Source organism: Ruegeria sp. SATB045 (genome assembly GCF_059613525.1).
In genome coordinates this window covers 43,828-62,121 of record NZ_JBXWSR010000025.1, presented here as the reverse complement: position 1 = coordinate 62,121, position 18,294 = coordinate 43,828, and the positions used below count along the sequence as shown (strand labels likewise).

Genomic DNA, 18,294 nt, shown 5'->3' with positions numbered 1-18,294 from the left:
GATCAATTGCTTAACGTCTTCACCTCGTCAGCCGCATAACCTGAAGGTCGCAGGTTCAAATCCTGCTCCCGCAACCAACACTTCCAGTCAGATATCAAACACTTAGCGCCCCAAAGGGCGCTTCTTGCGTTTCGAGCTATCGCACAACTGGAAGTACTGTGGAAGCAACGTGAGCGAACTCGCAGTGTGGTGGACGCGCAACACCACGTCACGTCATGAAACATGGTTCTGCACCAAGTTTGAAACGAGAGAGAAAAGCCTACGACCTCTGATCGTTCAATAAGAAGAAATGCAATAGAGGAATGTTATTTAAAACCCAAATTGTGATCTCTCTTAAGTTGACGGATTGTTCGTCTCTCGTTAACAGTTTCACTATTGATAAAGTTTTTGTGAGTCTTGCCAATTCGCCGATGTTTAATCAGCGAATTGAAATTGAACAACTATTTTCAATTAAGACTCAAAGTGTTGAGTGGCGAAAATGCTCAGATGGTCTAATCCTCTTTTTGGGACGTGCCCCGATAAAACTGGCCAAGAAACTCTATACTCTTTAGGGTTGTGGCGGAAAATACTACCTTTCGCTGCGCTACTGACACTCCCAACAGCGGCGATTTCTGCGGAATATCAGCTGGAGGACGGCACGACTGTTGCCCCGCTTGAGATGTTCCAGGAGTGCGACGTTTGTCCCGAAATGATCGTCCTGCCCTTGGGTGAGTTCCTGATGGGTGGACCTCCGGGAGAATCTAAGCTGAATGTTCACTTAAACGCGAACCCTATGCGGATGGCTACACCGGAAGACCCTTATATCGCATATCAAGAAGGGCCAATACACACGGTCAAGATCGACATCCCTATCGCAATGGGTCGTAACGAAGTCACTTACGAAGAGTGGATGGCCTGTGTGGATGATGGAGGGTGCGGAGGACATATCCCGCAGAGTTGCATTCTCCAGAAAGATGTTCCTTGTGCAGAAGTAACTGGTTCTCATCCTGTTGTGGATGTCTCACACACGGATGCAGTGGCCTACACGCAATGGCTAAATGAAAAAGTAGGAATAAACGCATATAGACTGCCGACTGAGGCAGAGTGGGAATACGCTGCTCGTTCTGGGACCAAGACGGCTTTTGCGCAAGGCGACGACATAACAACCGATCAGGCAAACTTTAATGGAACGGCGACCCAAATAATGTTGGGGGACCCAAACCTCGGTCTTGTTCACAGAGGTAAGCCTGTTCCAGTCGATCAACTTGAAGCAGCGAACCAATGGGGCTTAAGACATATGTCAGGCAATGTCTCTGAACATACTCTGTCCTGTTGGACGAATACTTACGAGGGTTGGGACAGCTCTAGTACATATTTGAAAATGTCACTTTTGCCAAATTGCGAGCTTCGAGTGATACGGGGCGGTGCGTATTGGGCCGCTATGGATTTTTCCCCTGTGGCATTTAGAGGTCGGGGAGCGGAAAACGCGAGGTCTACAGCATTTGGTTTTAGAGTTGTCCGCGACCTTTTTTTGAATAATTGAGGAGAGAGATTGATGTGTGAGATATTCTATATCTGTCCCCTACGAGGACAAGGCATGTCCACTCAAAGCCTGTCTCCGACATTTGAGACAGGAATTACGATAGCGAGATTGACCTAAATTACACTTGTGTTTCCCAAGGAGGCTTTGCGCCAATCTCTGCAACCAGAAAGTCCATGAACACCCGCACTTTTGGGGATAATACGTTGGACTTGGGATAGATCAGCCACAAAACACTGTCTTCGCTGGCTTCAAAGTTTGGAAGAACACGCACCAAACGGCCTGACTTCAGTTGTTCATGCACGCTCCATCTAGCATTTAAGGAAATACCGGCCCCCGCTAATGTGGCGCGGACTTGGCTTTGACCGTCATCGATAGTCAATTGGCCTTTGGCTGATGCGGGATCAAAAAAGGCGTTTTCGCCTGCTGGCCCTGTCAGTGGCCGAGGTTGGAGGTTTTGGAAAGCGATCAGACGGTGGCTTGTCAAATCGGCTGGTGTATCAGGAACGCCATGCGTATCGAGGTACTGCGGTGCAGCACATAGAATGCGCTGGTCATCAGCCAGTTTGCGACCCTTCAGACTGGTGTCGACAAGTGGCGCGTTCCTAAGGGCTAGATCATAGCTTCCTTCGATCAGGTCGAACTGCACATCCGACAGGCGCAGATCGAGCATGAGATCAGGGTGCTGTTCAAGAAACTTAGGCAGGATTGGCGCGATGTAGAGCTGTGCGAAACTGCTTGGCGCCGTAAAACGCAATGTGCCCTTGATCGTTGCCATTTGCCTACCCAATGCAGCAAATGCCGCCTCTTCCTGCGCAATGATTTCACGTGCGAAAGGCAGGAAATTCGCTCCTTCCACCGACAACGACACTTTGCGAGTCGTGCGGTGCAAAAGCTCAATACCGAGGTTCTTCTCCAACTTGGCAAGCCTTGCGCTGGAGACCGCTGGGGCCATGCCCAGGTCACGCCCCGCCGCGCTGATGTTCAGAATGTCTGCTGCCCTAATAAACAATCGAAGAGCGTCTGTGTCCAAACCCATTATATCCATTTCCCGAATTAAAAATACATTATTGGGCAGTTTATCTGCAATTTGATCGAGGTTAAATCTCTTTCACAGATACAGTAAAGCTTAGGCGCGAGGCGCAAATGACACGGACGGCCACGGTTAACTACCATGTTCACAAATCCTACCGACAAGCCTTTGAGCTTGATGCTGGCGGGATCGCTGGCAACCTGATTTGCCCTGAGCTGGTCGCGACATCCGTCGTGCTAGCAGACAACCGTACAACGACCTCGTCGGTTTCATTTGCGTGCGATGCCGTTGAAATCATGCCCCTCGAAACGCAGGTCCGAGACTTTGCAGGCGACAGCTGGGAACCGTTTTACGATGCGGAGCTCAAGGCCATGCTGCAGAACAGGCTCGGTGCGAGAGAGGTCGTGGTTTTTGATCACACTGTTCGGGTGGATGACCCCGAAGCAATACGTAAACCGGCGCGCAATGTTCATAGCGACTACAGCAAGGACGGAGCCGAACAGCGGCTTGTCGACTTGCTGGGCGCCGAGGCCGCAACAGAGTGGGCGCAAGGTCATTTTGCCTTTGTCAATGTATGGCGTCCGATAGAGCATCCGATCAATTCAGCACCACTTGGGTTCGTTCGCCCCTCTTAAATTGACCCGTCGGACTGGATTTTATTGGACCTGATCTATCCCGACCGCACGGGACAAATCATGGGGCTGGTGGGCAACCCCAAACATGAGTGGATCTATCAATCCAAGATGACGCCGAATGAGGTCGCGGTCTTCAACATCTATGACAATCAAGGCCGGGCTTCGGTTGCTCATAGCGCCCTCGACATGGTCGAGGATCCAAACATCAATACCGTTCGCAAAAGCATCGAAAGCCGTACTTTGGTGCGCTATTAGGGGAGGGGCAGACATGTTGGATGAAACGCAGCTGTCTGGGTTTGAGCAAATAAATTTGGCCTACAACCAAGTGTTCTGTCCCGGACGACTGAGCATTGGCCTTGTGCTGCCTCTCGAAGCTTATACCGTCGGCGCAGAGCCGACTCTACGGGAGCACCTAGAAGCGGCTCAGAAAGCCGAGGAACTTGGGTTTGCGGCACTTTGGCTACGGGACGTGCCCTTTAATGTTCCAAGCTTCGGTGACCCCGGGCAAGTTTTCGATCCATTTGTCTATTTGGGAGCTTTGGCAACGGCGACGGATCGGATTGCGCTTGGAACGTCCAGTGTGATCCTGCCATTGCGTCACCCCGCTCATGTCGCCAAGGCAGCAGCGACAGCAGATGTGCTCTCGGGCGGGCGGTTGCTTTTGGGTATCGCTTCCGGTGATCGGCCCGAGGAGTACCCGGCGATGAACCAGGGCTTTGACGACCGGGGGGCACGGTTCCGCGATAGTTTTGGGTACATCCGCGCGGTTGGATCGGCTTACCCCACGCATGAAAATGCACAGGGCAAACTGAATGGCGGGATTGATCTATTGCCAAAGCCGCATGGAACGCGCCTGCCGATGCTCATTACGGGTGGTAGCCAACAAACACCTGATTGGGTAGCGCAGAACGGAGATGGTTGGATGACATATCCGCGCAATGCGGCGGCTCAGGGTCAAGTCATCACGGATTACCGCAGGCGTGTGAAGGCGGCAGGTCAACCGGACAAGCCGGTCATGCAATCGCTCTATGTCGATGTTGTTGCCGACCCTGCTGCACCTCCGCGCCCAATCCATCTTGGGTTTCAGTCTGGAACTGATTTCCTACGCAACTATCTGCGCGAGATTGAAACGCTCGGGGTCAATCACGTCGCGCTGAACCTAAGGTTCAATCAAGCGCCAATCGATACAACCCTCGAACATCTGGCGGACACTGTGCTGCCTGACTTTTCCTGAAGGATCAGACTGATGACCAAGACTATTCTCATTACAGGTTCGACCGATGGCATTGGCCTGCTGACGGCCAAGAAACTGGCCGCTGATGGGCACAAAGTGCTCCTCCATGGCCGCAGTGCATCCAAATTGGAGAGCGCGGCTGCTTCCGTCGGAGGCGATGTCGAAACCTATGCCGCTGATCTCAGCGATCTCTTCGCGGTTCGAAAACTCGCCGAAAGCGTACAGGCCAGACATGACAAACTGGATGTGTTGATCAACAATGCAGGTGTGTTGAAAGCCCCTCAAGCCGTGCTGGAAAATGGTCAGGACATCCGCTTTGTAGTGAACACGCTTGCACCGTATCTTCTGACCAAACTGCTGCTGCCGGTCATTCCTGCCGACGGGCGTGTCGTGAACCTGTCATCTGCGGCGCAGGCCCCGGTGAACATCCGGGCCATGCAGGGCAATGTGCAACTGGCGGATATGGAAGCCTATGCCCAGAGCAAGTTGGCGATCACCATCTGGACCCGCGAATGGGCCAAATCGCTGCCCAATGCACCTGTGATGGTTGCCGTAAATCCCGGATCACTTTTGGCCTCAAAGATGGTGAAAGAAGGCTTTGGCCTGGCTGGCAACGATATGAACATTGGCGCTGATATCTTGATTGACGCAGCCTTGGGTGTGCGGTTTGCTGACGCGTCAGGAGCCTATTTCGACAATGACAGTGGGGCTTTCGCTGATCCGCATGCCGCAGCACTCGACGAAAACCACGCTACCGACGTCATGAACACCATCAAAGACTTGATCAGCCAAACGGGCTGATCATCTGGGCGCTAAAACGCCACGAACTTCCACCTTTAAAATTCCCTTACCCCTCGCGCGTGCCGCGTCGAGGCCCAAGAAAGGACGGCCTGATGAAATACGAGAACTTTCAAACCTTTGACGTAAATGTTGAAAACGGCATTGCCACGGTTACCTTCAACTTTGGCTCTGTGAACGTGCAGGGCCAGGAAATGCTGGCCGACCTAAACAGTCTGGCCATGCGGTTAGAGCGGGACCGCGAAACCAAGGTCGTGATCTTTCAGTCGGCCAACCCGGAAATCTGGGTCTGCCACTACGATACCGAGTTATTGAAGGACATGTCGACCGAAGCTGTTTCTCGCGGGGACGCTCAGCTTTTGGACCTACAATCAGTTTGCGAGCGGATCAGCAAGGTGCCACAGGCGACCATCGCAAAACTGGAAGGGTTTGCGCGCGGTGGCGGGCACGAATTGGCCTTGGCGTTGGATATGCGATTTGCCGCGCGGGGAAAATACAAGTTCATGCAGATGGAGGTCGGAATGGGCATCCTTCCCTGCGGCGGTGGCGCGTCGCGCATGGCCCGTCAAACCGGCCTTGGCAAAGCGCTTGAGATCATTCTGAGTGCACAAGACTACGACGCAGATGATGCCGAGCGTTTGGGCACTATCAACAAGGCTTTGGAAGCGGATGAAATCGGCCCGTATGTGACCGCGCTGGCCGAACGGATCGCACAATTCCCTGCAGAGTCGATCAATGCCTGCAAGCAGATGGTCTATGAGTCCATCGACAAGCCCATCGATGAGGCGCTGAAGGCCGAAGCCTATTGGTTGTATCAGGCAACCAGCAAAACTCCGGCCGTAAAACGCTTCATGATCGCGGATGAACAAGGTTTGGAACACGACATCGAGAACCAGCGCAAATGGGGCGATCTGGTGATGCAGGTGCAAGACATCAACTGACCACCCACAAGACAATGATCTCGTCAGGCGTGCGCGGTTTCCACGTGGGCCTGACACCATTTCACAAAAGGAAAACCTCAACGAAAGCTATGGTTGTCAACTCTTAAGGACCAGATGCGCTATTCGGGCTTGCTGAAATACCAGACCTGGTCGTTGCGATTGGCGACGGTGTGAAAGGTTTTGCCGTAGGTGATGAGGTGTACGGCCGTGCAGGTGATTTGATGGACTTACCGGGCTCATTGGCAGAGAACTTTAAGGCAGATGTTCGTCTGGTTGCACACAAACCCAAGACCCTAAGTATGCGGGAAGCCGCCGCGCTGCCTCTCGTCGGCATCACCGCCTACGAAGGGCAGACCCGACGCGGCGAATGATACTGTGCAGACAGTTTGGTTCTTCAACCGGCTTGAAAAGATCATTCTTAGTCAGACTTGACGAGAGCTTTGAAGATGGTCGTGAGCAAAGATCAGTCCGTTAACATCTCCGAGAGCTCACCTGCGCCTTTTTGCAGGATGTTCAGAAAGGACAGCAGGCTGTTGACGTCGTGACGTTGGGTTGGAGCATGCACCGAAAGTGTGCCTACCAATCTGGCTTGTCCATCACGAATGGGCACAGCGATGGCCGTCATTCCGGCCATGAACTCCTCATCATCCGCCGCGTAACCATTCTCAGCGACTCGACGGATTTCCTCGCGTAGTGCTCTAGGGTTCGTCAGGGATCGTTCGGTCTGCGGTTGTAAATTGCCAGCAGAGAGAAACCCATCCAACGTCTTCTGTCGTAGAGTAGACAGGTACATCTTGCCACTAGCTGTGCAATGGAAGGGCACCTGGGTACCGATCGGCAATTGGATGCGAAGCGGCCATTTCGTTTCAACCCGGTCGAGGTAGATCATTCCTTCCCGGTCCGGGATGGCTAAGTTACACGTCTCGCCGACGTTTTCGGCGACGCTGCGCAAGATAGCCAAACGCGCCGTACGAAGGTGTTCGGAAGACATGGTATTGACCGAAAGCAACCGCAGCCGGTACCCAGGGCCATACGAGCGACCATCTATATCTCGCTGCAGGAAACCTTCGGCCTCTGCGGTTTGCAGCAGACGGTGGATTGTGGGCTTCGCCAGTCCCAATGTCTCGATCAGGTCTGCTGGTTTGACGGCGACCCCACGCCGCGCCACCTCCTCGAGGATAAGAAGAAGGCGCAGGTTGGTCGGGATCTGAGTTTCTTTGTCTTGTGTTTCCGTCTCAGGCATCCCGCAACATTCTAGTTATTTGGCAGCAGTATCAAGGCCAGATCGGGCACCAGAGACACCAAAATCCACACCGATAGCAGCGCCGCCAGATACGGCACCGTGTAGCGCAGCAACCGGAAATACGGCACGCCGGTCACGCCGGAGGCGACGTAGAGATTCAAGCCGTATGGCGGGGTGATAAAGCCAATGGACGCGCCAACAAGAAAGATCACCGAGAAGTGGATCGGATCAACGCCGACCGAGGCCGCAATCGGCGCAAGGATCGGGGCCAGAATGATCGTGACTGGCAAGCTTTCCAGCACCATGCCCGAGAAAAACACGATCACCATCGAGGTGAACAAAACCGCGTGGTAGCCGCCCATTGAGGTTACAAAGCTCCCAATGGTTTCTTGCGCACCCAAAAGGGACAGAATCTGCTGCATCACTACGGAAATCGCAATCAACGGCGCAAGGATACCGGTGATCTGAGCTGACCGGATCACAATTGACGGGATCTCGGGGATCGTGAAACCTTCGACCACGAACATCTCGGCATAGCTTTTTTCGGTCGGTGAAACGTTGCTGCGCGCGCCCATTAGGCGGTTGATCGGATAGCTGACCAAGCCTGCGATCACGCAAAAACCGACTGTCACACCGGCCGCTTCGGTGGGTGAGAATTTACCGGTGTAGATGCCCCACAGGACCAAACCAATGGCAAAGAAGCCAAGCCAAGCACCGAACGCGGTTTTCAACACTCGGTTCAATTGCAGCGGGATCAGATGCCCCCAGCCATTCATGCGGCAGATGATCCAGCAGGCGAACTGCATCCCTATGACCATAAGCGCACCAGGAATTATGCCGGCCACAAACAGCTCAGATATCGGCAGGTTCATCAAGAATCCGTAGACGATAAAGATAATAGACGGAGGAATGATGATCCCTACAGTTCCACCCGCAGCTGCGGTGGCAGCGCTGAAGCGTTCATCATAGCCACCTTTTACCATCTCAGGGTGCAGCATCGACCCGATGGTTGCTGTTGTTGCCGAGTTGGACCCCGAAATTGCCGCGAACAGCCCGCAGGCCCCCAACGAGGCCATTGCCAAGCCGCCGCGTATCCAGCCCAGACAGGCATAGGCAAAATCGCTGAGGCGCCGCGCAATTCCTGATTTGTTGATCAGGTCTCCAGTCAGGATGAACAATGGCATCGCCAGCAGGGCAAATCCTTTGTTGAAAACGTTCAGCAGTTCGGCGCCCATATTGTCCAGTGTCAGACCGAGGACAAAGGAACAGCCGATGACCCAATAGCCGATCACCAACAGAACTGGCACGCCCAGCATGAATAGAAACGTAACCCCAAGCGAGATCAGTGTGACCATAGTTCCGTCTGTCATCAGTCTGCTCCGATCACGGCCTGCTGAATCAGCGGCTTGCCTGTTGTCCAGTTATGCAGATCGTCGGCGAGGTTCTGAAATACGCGTCCGACCATCAGAAAGAAAGACAGCGGCGCGGCCAGAAGAAACCACCACTGCATGACATTGTCAGTACCCAGTACGATCTGGAAATTAGATGCAGAAAGCGCCACCAGCCGGGTCGTGGTGACGATGACGATCATCGCGAAAATATACCACAGAACCGCATCAAGGATGAGGCAAGCCAGCTGACCTGCCCTCGGCATCGCAGTGCGGAATTCGCTAAAGCTCAAGTGCGTACGCAGGCGTACGTTGTAAGACGCCCCGAACCAAGCCATTACCATGAACAAAAGTGGCGGAATGGTCGTTGACCATGGCTCTTGATCATTAAACACAAAGCGGTCGATCACACCCCAGAAAATGATTAGCGCAATGGTAAGATACGAATAGACCATCACGGATCGTTCCAGATGGCGCTCTATAAAGGGCACCTTTCGATAGACCAGCATGACCAGAAGCCCGCCAAATGCCGAAACCACTGCACCCAGTACCCAAGCAGCGTCAGATTCCAGAGCGGATTGAATCTCGAACGAATCCTGGCTGAGAAAGGCGCTGAAGATCGCGCCTATGTCTGCCCATAACGACATGTACCCCGTCCTCCCAGTCGGTGTGTTTTTGGAACCGGCCCGATTGGGGCCAGTTCACATCAGCTTATCAGGCTTGGCCCATCCACCAACGGCGCGGCTCGACGTTTTCCGGCAGGGTGTCAGCCGGAATTTCACGCGCGATATCGTAAATTTCCTGATACGTATCGATGCCGCCAGCCCATTTGTTCAGACGTTCACGCCACTGTGCCCAAGGCTCAGGGTTATAGTTCGGGGCGCACATCTCTTCGGCCAGTTTGATCTGATCGTCGGGCAGGAAAGCAGGACGCACGCCGTTTTCGGCAAAGATCGTGTTGGGCAGTTGCGGGTCCGAGAATCCCACGGTGTTCAGCAGCGCCGCCTCATTCGCGCCCTGAATCAAAGCCTGTGTGAAATACGAGGACTCCATCACCGCGTCCTGCAACTCGCCGCCGAGACCGTCGAAGACCTTGGCTGACATCGAGGTATGCTCGGTGCCACAGAAGAACTTCAGGTTCACCGACTGCGAAACCACTGGTGCCATGTTGGCGTAAGCCACGGCCGAAGCCCAGGTTTCGGCCCCGTCGATCAGACCGGTTTTCAGGGCGTCCAGCGTTTCTTCCCACGCGACCGGTACCGGGTTCAGGTTCAGCAGCTGCATCGCTATCCGCCCCAACTGCGTGCCTGTCACGCGGTTCTTGGTGCCGAACAGCTCTTCCAGTTTGGTCACTGTAGGCTTGTCGGCAAACGACGAGCCCATTTGCAGGCCACGCAACTCACAATGCGTAAACAGAAACTTCAGCCCATGCCGTTTCTCCAGGGGGTCGCGGAGAATGCGCTGGCTCGCAGGGCTGTAGAAGAAATGGTACTGCGCCGCACGGCTTGGGAACATATAGGCGTAGTCCAGTACGTTCAGATAAGGCGCACCACCAGCCGAGTTCTGAGTCGAAGCGGCGTAGATATCGACGATTCCCTGCTGGGTTTTTTCAACACAGCTGAGCTGACCACAGATCTGGTTGTCGCCGATGAACTCGATCCGAATCTCACCGTCTGTGCGTTCTTCCAGGTCGCGCGCGAACTCGATGGCCCCGGCGCGTTCGATCAGAAGGTTGCGGGTGTTGAAGCCCGAAGCACCGAATTTAAGGGTGTGTTTAGGCTCTTTCGAAAAGCGCTTTTCATAGGTTGATTCTGCGGCTTGAGCCAGATTCGCCAGACTCATCGCCCCTCCGAACCCACCTGCTGCCAGCAACGTGGAACTCATTCCATAACGACCAGCCACGCGGAAGAAATCCCGCCGCGAAATCCCACTTAGTTTTTTACCGATCTCCATTGCTTACCTCCCTGATTGCAATTATTGAGACGTTTTGTATCAAAAAATGCTAGTGTAATTCTTGCATCTTGCATAGAGTTTTTTCAACGGCACGAGGAGGAGGCAGTCATGGAAGTGGATTATGCGGTTGTGGGCGCTGGGTCTTCGGGCTGCGTCATTGCCAACCGGCTCAGCGCCAATCCTAACACGACTGTTGCACTGCTCGAGGCTGGTGGCCGCGATACCAACCCGTGGATTCACATCCCTGTCGGCTATTTCAAAACCATGCATAACCCCTCGGTCGACTGGTGCTATCGCACCGAACCTGATCCGGGGCTGAACGGGCGATCCATCGATTGGCCGCGCGGCAAGGTGCTGGGCGGCTCGTCTTCACTGAACGGGTTGCTCTATGTCCGTGGACAGAAAGAGGACTACGACCGCTGGCGACAAATGGGCAATGAAGGCTGGGGTTGGGACGATGTCCTGCCCCTGTTCAAGCGCTGCGAAGATCAGGAGCGGGGTGAAGATGAATTTCATGGCGTTGGCGGGCCTTTGTCCGTGTCCAATATGCGTATTCAACGCCCGATCTGCGACGCATGGGTGGCCGCAGCGCAGGCGGCGGGATATCCGTTCAACCCGGACTACAATGGTGCAGAACAAGAGGGGGTGGGGTACTTCCAACTGACCACCCGCAATGGCCGCCGGTGCAGCGCTGCCGTTGCCTATCTGAAACCCATCCGGGATCGACAAAACCTGAACATCATCACGAACGCTCTGGTCACGCGCGTGGTTCTGGAAGGGAAAAAGGCAACCGGTTTGGTCTACCGAGACCGTTCTGGCGCTGAGAAGAACTTGACGGTCCGACGCGAAATCATCCTGTCCGGCGGGGCCATAAACTCACCACAAATCCTGATGCTTTCAGGAATCGGGGACCCAGATCACCTAAAGGAAAATGGCATCGAGCCGCTGCACGCCTTACCAGGTGTCGGCAAAGGGCTACAGGACCACTTGCAGGCCCGGCTAGTATTCAAATGCAATGAGCCGACGCTGAATGATGAAGTCCGCAGCCTGTTCAATAAGACGCGCATCGCCCTGAAATACGCGCTGTTCCGTGCAGGCCCTATGACCATGGCCGCCAGCCTTGCTGCCGGATTCATGAAAACCCGCCCGGATGTAGAGACGCCCGACATTCAATTCCACGTTCAACCCTGGTCCGCCGACAGCCCCGGCGAGGGCGTACATCCGTTTTCAGCCTTCACCATGTCGGTTTGCCAGCTGCGTCCGGAAAGCCGGGGAGAGCTACGTTTGGACGGCCCGGATCCGTCTAAACACCTAAAAATAATACCGAACTATCTGTCCACTGAAACGGATTGCCGTACCATTGTCGACGGAGTGAACATCGCGCGCGAAATAGCCAAGCACAATCCCTTGGCCTCGAAGATTTCAGAGGAATTTCGGCCAACAGCTCAGCTGAGTTGCGACGACTATGAAGGCACACTGGAGTGGGTAAGATCAAACACCGCATCAATCTATCATCCCACCGGCACTTGCGCGATGGGAAGCACCGAAGCATCGGTCGTAGATGCAAAACTAAAAGTGCACGGAATAGCGAACTTACGAGTAGCCGACTGCTCGATCATGCCGGAAATCGTGAGTGGTAACACCAATGCGCCAGCCATCATGATCGGCGAAAGGGCCAGCGATCTGATAGGAGCGGATGCCTGAAGCAACAATTAAGGGTAAGGTGCTTGATCCCTCGGTTTGATTGTGTGCTCTTCTCTCTGGAAAAGAAAGAAGACCAACGTTAGGTCTCAAGACATCTACTTCAGCAGCATCTTCCATGGATGGGATTCAATTGGTCAACGTGATCCAAAAAAGTCAATTCATGCATGCCCCCAAGTTTCAGCAATTCGCCAAATTGGCAGACAGCGAAGAGCTGCCAGTCTTGTACGGGGATTCCATCAATTCTGCCACAACGGCAGCTTCGCGTGATTTAGGGCAGTTTGTTTCGTATGCAGCATCGGTGTTTTGGGCTCTTTCCCACCATCCGCTGCGTTCTGCCACAAGGTTCGCGTTGCGGTATCAGACAGTAACTGGCTTTCGCACATGACGAGGAACAACTCGTTGCCAATCGAGACCTTCAAACAGGGCTTCAAGTGTAGAATTTGAAGTTTCCGGATGGCGAGATCAGGAGAGCACTTGGATCAATGAGATGAGGTTTGAACCCGGATCGTAAGCGGGCAAGGTAATCTTGAGTTTGTTACTACGCAGAACGATGTTGAAAGGGGCGTCAGGCTCGACCGGATCCTCTAGAAGGATGATCTTGGAAAATACCCTTTCCTCCCGGACATCGGTTGTCATACGTCCTGCGCGCTGAACGCCACTTGACCAACTTAAAAGCGGCGTGGTCCGGCGAGCTTTTTTTTTCTTGATTTCAATGCATAGCCAAAATATTTCCAAGGGTGGCGCCTCGCATGGTCGCGCTGCTTGCAAGCGACGTCTCTTTCGTGCTCCAACTCACTAATTTTTGCTGTGTCACTATTATTGTCACGCATATTAGCTATGAACTGAACCAATGTTCTGGTTAGTTGCTCCACGGACTTTTCAGTCCACAGATTCACTTCGCTTTCCGGATATTCTTCAAAACGTTCACTGAATATCCCATAGGTCCCATTCACCCTTAGTCTTTCGTTAAGTTTTTGGTTACTTTCTTTGTACGGGCTGTAAAATGCTTCGGCGTCACGCCTGCAAGGTAAATACTTTTTGTCTTCCTCGGTAAGATCCAGGAGAAGTTGTTTTGTTGACGATGGAAGACCCATTTCATTCATAATGTGACCCAGAAACGTCCTACTCTTACCCATAGATGCATTTAGCAAGGGATGATCTATCATGCCCTCCGGTTCAATCGACAAAGTCTTCAAAAAGTCCAACCAGATGTCTGAACCTTCTAATTGGTCCCTCTCGAAAGGACGGACAATTATGTTTTCTTCTCCAAATACATCTGCCCACATTCCAATTCGTTGATTGTAATCAAGATAAAAATCCAACACATTGCTTCGCATAGGCAACGGAGTCGGTCTGTAACCATAAAGTTGCTCCTCCGCCAATCGATCTGGTTTTGCTCCTTCTTGATAGTGTGAAACGGCATGAGCGTCCTGGCGCCTAAGGTATGTCAAAATCGTGACTTTATTAAAGAACGGGTTAATCCTCTGAGCTAGCCTATTGATGCTGTCTTCTGCGAAAAAAAACGAAAAATTCTCAGACGATGCTATGACACGGTCCATGTCATGATTCGTAAGATTTTGAACTAGATCATCGATTTTATAAACACGAAAGCCCTTTGGGATAAGCTTTCGATACTCGACCGGTCCAAGTGACTGGTGAACATTGTTGTGGTCACCCGTTGTTGCAAAATGAACGTTTTTTTTTGACAATTGCTCTCGATAGAGAGCCAATGCTTGTTGAATTGTAGTTGTACCCGTTTTATGGGCACCAATGTGCAAAACCAGCTCCTCTTTCATTTCATTTCCTTTTCGCAAATTTTGTAATCTTCAGTGTCTTGGAGCCGATGCTGACTGGCATTTACTTATTCCTCAAAGCACATTGATAGTGAACAAGGTGACGATTATCTAGAAGGAAAATGTGACTTCCACCTAGGGTCAGGACTCATAACCAGTAGATGACTATTGCTGCGAGGGCGATGGCTGACAGGAAGACCTTCGGGCACCTGTCATAACGGGTTGCCACACGTCGCCAATCCTTCAACCTGCTGAACATGATCTCGATCCTGTTGCGCCGTTTGTAGCGACGCTTGTCATACTTTACAGGTTTCTTCCGCTGGCTCCGGCCAGGGATGCAAGCTGCCGGAATAGACTACACTGGGTTTCGGACAGGAGCTGTGAATAAGGGACCATCTGATACAAATCGTGTATTGAAAGACGCGCTATCGAACCCTTTAACAGTGGACAGGATTACAAAGCTTTATGGAAGGGATTTTGATGCATACGGCTATTCAACCGACCCTTTGGCTCCAACTAATAGCTCAATGAGGGCGGTTAGAACGGAAGGAAAACACCCTGGGTTAGCAAGCTTGGCGAATCTTGCAGTCGCTTTGGACCGTCGCCGGTTTTTGCCTCATGATGCCCAAAGTGAATTCGAAATGGTGACGGACAGGCTTTTCAAAGCGTTCTCCGGCTCGGACACAAGTGTAGATATCCTAGCAGAGATAGATGAAGCGTTGCGCCTGCTGAATGTGACAGTTGGAGACATCCTGAAAGGTTTGGATAAAACAACGGGAGCGCTTAAGGTAAAAAGTGTAGACTACAATCAGATGTTGCAGCAACTGGATCACTGTAAAAGATATCCGTGGAAATGCCTTGTGGGCGCCATAAAGCTGCGACTGCCGGGTGAAAAAACATAGCTCGCAAGTAGTACTTTTTTGACCCAACGTTAACTTCATTCAGAGTTATTGCGGCCAATTATTTGAGTATTTACAACCGTCCCAACAACTCGTCTGTTGGCCACGCATCCGCGGGCAATCCCAGCCGCACCTGTTCTGCCTGCACGGCCGCCCGTGTTCCGGCCCCCAGAATCCCGTCGATCTTGCCCACGTCATGGCCGCGGGCCTGAAGTTTGCTCTGTAGTTGCTTCATTTGCGCGCCAGAAAGGCCTTGCGCCGGGTTACCTGCATCATAAATCTGCGCGCCCTCCAACCGCGTGCCGAAATATGCGGCGGTCAGGACGTAGGTAAAGCTCTGGTTCCACTCGAAATAGACGTCGAAATTCGGATAGGCCAGAAAGGCAGGCCCTTTATGCCCTTGCGGTAGGATCAGCGAGGCGGGCAGGTTGGACAGCGACCCGCTGCGAGCCCGAACGCCCATCGCCTGCCACTCGGACACAGGGCGCGGCTTGCCGGGGCCGGACAGGGACCAGTCCATTCGCTCGGTTACCGTAACTTCTTGCAGCCATGGCTGACCGGGCTGCCAGCCAAAGCTCGAAAGCATTTTTGCGCCCGACATCAGCGCATCCGGGGCCGAGGTTTTCAGTGAGACCTTACCGTCCCCATCCCCGTCCACACCGTTTTCAAGTATGTCGCGGGGCAGCATCTGGACCATGCCGATTTCTCCGGCCCAAGCCCCGGTGGTGCGGGCGGGATCGAAATTGCCTTGTTCGTACAGTTCGATGGCGGCAAAGATTTGCGGGTGAAACAGTTCGGGACGGCGGCAATCATGGGCCAGCGAGACCAGCGCGTTGCGGGTGTTGAAATCGCCCTGAAACGCGCCGTAATCGGTTTCGAACGCCCAGAAGGCCAGCAGTACGCCGCGCGAGATGCCGTATTCGCGCTCGATCCGGTCAAAAACCGCGTCGTATTTGCGCGACATGGCCCGCCCGCGATCAATCCGGTTTTGCGAAATCAGGCGGCGCGAAAATTCAATGAAGGGCTTTTGGAACACGCCCTGCGCACGGTCGGCTTTAAGCACTGCATTGTCCTGTTGCACACCTTTGAAGAAGGCGTTGACGGTGGCGCGGTCATAGCCTTGCTGCGCGGCCTCGGATTTCAGATCCTTGACGAAACTATTGAACCCTCCGCCACATTGGGCAAAGGCGGGCGAGGTCAGCAGGGCGGTGGCCAAAAGGCCAGAAAGCAAGCGCATGAAACGGGTCCGTTACAGAATAAAGCTAAACCCAACCCACACCGACACGAGGCCAAGCGCAAGCCCCCAAACCCGCCATAGCATGTCACATGCGCGGAAAACCTCTGACGCGCCGATATCGCGGGGGGCGTCGCCATTAACCCAGGCAAGATCGCGCAACTGCCCGTCATAACTGCGAGGCCCGGCAAGTGCCACGTTCAGGGCGCGGGCCATTGCGGCTTCGGGCCAGCCTGCATTGGGCGAGATATGGCGGTGCGCATCGGCGAACATCTCAGACCAGCGCGCCCATTGGCCTGATAGGGCTACGATCATCATGCAGGTCAGGCGGGCAGGGATCAGGTTCAGCAGGTCGTCCAGACGGGCGGCGGCCCAGCCGAAGTCTCGGTATTTGTCGGTCCGGTAGCCGATCATGCTGTCGGCCGTGTTAACGGCTTTGAAGACCAGCAGTCCGGGCAAACCGCCAATAAGAAACCAGAAGGCGGGCGCAATGACCCCGTCGCTCAGGTTCTCGGCCGCGCTTTCGATGGCGGATCGAGCCACCTGCGCCTGTGTCATGTCGCGTGTATCGCGTGAAACGATCATGGCGACCTGCGCACGCCCCTCAGGTAGGGATACCCGCAAGCCTTCCCCGACCGCGCGCACATGGTCAACCAGCGATTTTTGCGCCAACAGGATGGCGCAGGCGATGATCTGGACTACTGGTCCCAGCAGTCTGAGTCCCCAACCGATTACCAATGCACCTACTACCAGTAGGATGACCACACCAACGCCCTTCAGCCGCCGATGCGCCCCGTGGTTCAAACGCTTGTCCAGCGCGCCGATCACGTTGCCGATCATGACCGCCGGGTGTTTGACGCGCGACCATAGCCAGTCTGGCTCACCTAAGGCAGCGTCCAGACATAGGGCGCAGACCAGCAGGAAGGCGGTGCTCACAGTGCGGCCTCAAGCCTGTCCCAGCCATCTGCAGGGGGCAGGCCCAACCGCAGGTAGGTTTGGGAATAGGGGAAGATGCGGCTCCAGATATGGGCGCGGGCCAGACGGGTTTGCCATTGGGCAGCGTCATCGACTTGATAGAGGCGGAACAGTGTGGTGCCGCCAGCAAGCTGCGCGCCCTTTGCGATCATAAGCGCATCCAGTCGAGCGGTGTCCGTCGTCAGGCGCTGACGGGTGGAATTGGCCCAATCGGGATCGGTCAGGGCGCGCTGACCGACGCGAAGCGCCGGCCCAGACACTGCCCAAGGGCCGGTCAGGTCGTTCAGGCGGGCGATCAGCAGTGGATCACCGATTGCAAACCCTAGACGCAGCCCGGCCAGCCCCCAGAACTTGCCGAAGCTTTTCAAAACGATCACGCCCGGTCGCGCGGCCAGGTGGATCAGTGACACCTCTGGAGTGACGTCACAAAAGCTCTCGTCAATTATGGTCAGCGGGGCATTCACGTCTGACTTGTCCCAATAGCGACCATCTGGATTGTTGGGGTGGACGATGACGCGGGCCTGGGCCGGTCCACCAGATTGGACTTTCCAGCCCTGCGCGGAAAAGGCTGCGGCATGTTCATTGTAAGTGGGCATGGTGATCTGAACGCGGCCTGTCGGCGCAAGTGCGGGGATACGGGCGATCAGGGCCGATGCGCCGGGCGAGGGCAAAACGGCCGCGTCTGCCGGGACTGACCAGAAGTGTCGGGCGGCTTGCGACAGCTGTTCGAATGCGCCGTGATCTGGAAGTGCGGTCCAATCTTCATGGGACAGCGCGGCTATGGGGTACGGATGAGGATTGATTCCGGTCGAAAGGTCGATCCAGTTCCCGCGCGCGCCGCCATAGGCCGCAATCGCTGCATCCAACCCGCCGCCGTGGTCTCGCGCAGCCCGTGGGTTCAAGTTTTTGTCAGAGCTTGTCATCTAGGTCCCGCCGGAATCGCGT

General features: G+C 54.2%; 17 protein-coding genes and 2 pseudogenes. 9 read left to right on the top strand and 10 right to left on the bottom strand.

Going from position 1 to position 18,294, the window contains the following annotated elements; all coding sequences use genetic code 11:
- The first annotated feature begins 478 nt into the window (after positions 1-478).
- A complete protein-coding gene (locus AC2FNR_RS14445; protein ID WP_496849668.1) occupies positions 479-1,522 on the top strand; it encodes a formylglycine-generating enzyme family protein in 1,044 nt (347 codons plus the stop codon).
- Positions 1,523-1,640: 118 nt separating this feature from the next.
- Here the strand turns inward: AC2FNR_RS14445 and AC2FNR_RS14440 are convergent, their stop codons facing one another.
- Complete coding sequence (locus AC2FNR_RS14440) at positions 1,641-2,552, bottom strand: LysR family transcriptional regulator (protein ID WP_480870497.1); 912 nt, start codon at positions 2,550-2,552, stop codon at positions 1,641-1,643.
- A 113-nt stretch (positions 2,553-2,665) separates the two neighbouring features.
- Between AC2FNR_RS14440 and AC2FNR_RS14435 the strand changes: the two are divergent.
- The 5 genes and pseudogenes from AC2FNR_RS14435 (at position 2,666) to AC2FNR_RS14415 (ending at position 6,531) form a co-directional block, all read left to right on the top strand.
- A pseudogene (locus AC2FNR_RS14435) lies at positions 2,666-3,442 on the top strand (CmcJ/NvfI family oxidoreductase).
- Between the two features lie 13 nt (positions 3,443-3,455).
- On the top strand, positions 3,456-4,421 hold the full coding sequence (locus tag AC2FNR_RS14430) for an LLM class oxidoreductase (RefSeq protein ID WP_496849666.1): 966 nt from the start codon (positions 3,456-3,458) through the stop codon (positions 4,419-4,421).
- A gap of 12 nt (positions 4,422-4,433) precedes the next feature.
- Positions 4,434-5,222 carry an SDR family NAD(P)-dependent oxidoreductase gene (locus AC2FNR_RS14425; protein WP_170756162.1) on the top strand — a complete coding sequence of 263 codons (789 nt, stop codon included), beginning with the start codon at positions 4,434-4,436 and terminating at the stop codon, positions 5,220-5,222.
- Between the two features lie 92 nt (positions 5,223-5,314).
- Complete coding sequence (locus AC2FNR_RS14420) at positions 5,315-6,160, top strand: enoyl-CoA hydratase/isomerase family protein (RefSeq protein WP_170756161.1); 846 nt, start codon at positions 5,315-5,317, stop codon at positions 6,158-6,160.
- Positions 6,161-6,330: 170 nt separating this feature from the next.
- The gene (locus AC2FNR_RS14415; RefSeq protein ID WP_496849664.1) at positions 6,331-6,531 is read left to right on the top strand and encodes a hypothetical protein; all 201 of its coding nucleotides are present in this window, start codon (positions 6,331-6,333) and stop codon (positions 6,529-6,531) included.
- 92 nt (positions 6,532-6,623) lie between these two features.
- On the opposite strand, the gene AC2FNR_RS14410 is transcribed toward AC2FNR_RS14415, so the two are convergent.
- The 4 genes from AC2FNR_RS14410 to AC2FNR_RS14395 form a co-directional block, all read right to left on the bottom strand.
- On the bottom strand, positions 6,624-7,403 hold the full coding sequence (locus AC2FNR_RS14410; protein ID WP_480870482.1) for an IclR family transcriptional regulator: 780 nt from the start codon (positions 7,401-7,403) through the stop codon (positions 6,624-6,626).
- Positions 7,404-7,414: 11 nt separating this feature from the next.
- Positions 7,415-8,773 carry a TRAP transporter large permease gene (locus tag AC2FNR_RS14405; RefSeq protein ID WP_170356766.1) on the bottom strand — a complete coding sequence of 453 codons (1,359 nt, stop codon included), beginning with the start codon at positions 8,771-8,773 and terminating at the stop codon, positions 7,415-7,417.
- Positions 8,773-9,438 (bottom strand): TRAP transporter small permease, encoded by a 666-nt coding sequence (locus AC2FNR_RS14400; protein ID WP_170356764.1) that lies wholly within the window; start codon positions 9,436-9,438, stop codon positions 8,773-8,775. Before AC2FNR_RS14400 ends, AC2FNR_RS14405 begins: the two co-directional genes overlap by 1 nt.
- 67 nt (positions 9,439-9,505) lie before the next feature.
- A complete protein-coding gene (locus AC2FNR_RS14395; RefSeq protein WP_480870488.1) occupies positions 9,506-10,744 on the bottom strand; it encodes a TRAP transporter substrate-binding protein in 1,239 nt (412 codons plus the stop codon).
- Between the two features lie 108 nt (positions 10,745-10,852).
- Between AC2FNR_RS14395 and AC2FNR_RS14390 the strand changes: the two genes are divergently transcribed.
- Together AC2FNR_RS14390 and AC2FNR_RS14385 are read left to right on the top strand one after the other, a co-directional pair.
- Entirely contained in the window at positions 10,853-12,448 is a 1,596-nt protein-coding gene (locus AC2FNR_RS14390; protein ID WP_496849661.1) for a GMC family oxidoreductase, read from the top strand.
- 115 nt (positions 12,449-12,563) lie between these two features.
- Positions 12,564-12,833, top strand: a complete 270-nt coding sequence (locus tag AC2FNR_RS14385) for a hypothetical protein (protein ID WP_496849659.1) — start codon at positions 12,564-12,566, stop codon at positions 12,831-12,833.
- A 283-nt stretch (positions 12,834-13,116) separates the two neighbouring features.
- On the opposite strand, the gene AC2FNR_RS14380 is transcribed toward AC2FNR_RS14385, so the two are convergent.
- Positions 13,117-14,244: a hypothetical protein gene (locus tag AC2FNR_RS14380; protein WP_496849658.1), complete on the bottom strand. Its 1,128-nt coding sequence runs from the start codon at positions 14,242-14,244 to the stop codon at positions 13,117-13,119.
- Between the two features lie 145 nt (positions 14,245-14,389).
- Positions 14,390-14,581: pseudogene (locus AC2FNR_RS14375) on the bottom strand (transposase); the annotation flags it as partial.
- A 40-nt stretch (positions 14,582-14,621) separates the two neighbouring features.
- Between AC2FNR_RS14375 and AC2FNR_RS14370 the strand changes: the two are divergent.
- Complete coding sequence (locus AC2FNR_RS14370; protein WP_496849656.1) at positions 14,622-15,143, top strand: hypothetical protein; 522 nt, start codon at positions 14,622-14,624, stop codon at positions 15,141-15,143.
- 70 nt (positions 15,144-15,213) lie between these two features.
- Here the strand turns inward: AC2FNR_RS14370 and AC2FNR_RS14365 are convergent, their stop codons facing one another.
- From AC2FNR_RS14365 to cobD, 3 genes are read right to left on the bottom strand one after another with little or no spacing between them, the layout of a single operon-like run.
- Positions 15,214-16,377, bottom strand: coding sequence for a lytic murein transglycosylase (locus tag AC2FNR_RS14365; protein WP_496849654.1), 1,164 nt, complete (start codon positions 16,375-16,377; stop codon positions 15,214-15,216).
- Between the two features lie 12 nt (positions 16,378-16,389).
- A complete protein-coding gene (cbiB, locus tag AC2FNR_RS14360; protein ID WP_496849652.1) occupies positions 16,390-17,310 on the bottom strand; it encodes an adenosylcobinamide-phosphate synthase CbiB in 921 nt (306 codons plus the stop codon).
- Positions 17,307-18,272, bottom strand: a complete 966-nt coding sequence (gene cobD / locus AC2FNR_RS14355) for a threonine-phosphate decarboxylase CobD (RefSeq protein ID WP_480870401.1) — start codon at positions 18,270-18,272, stop codon at positions 17,307-17,309. Before cobD ends, cbiB begins: the two co-directional genes overlap by 4 nt.
- Between the last annotated feature and the right edge of the window lie 22 nt (positions 18,273-18,294).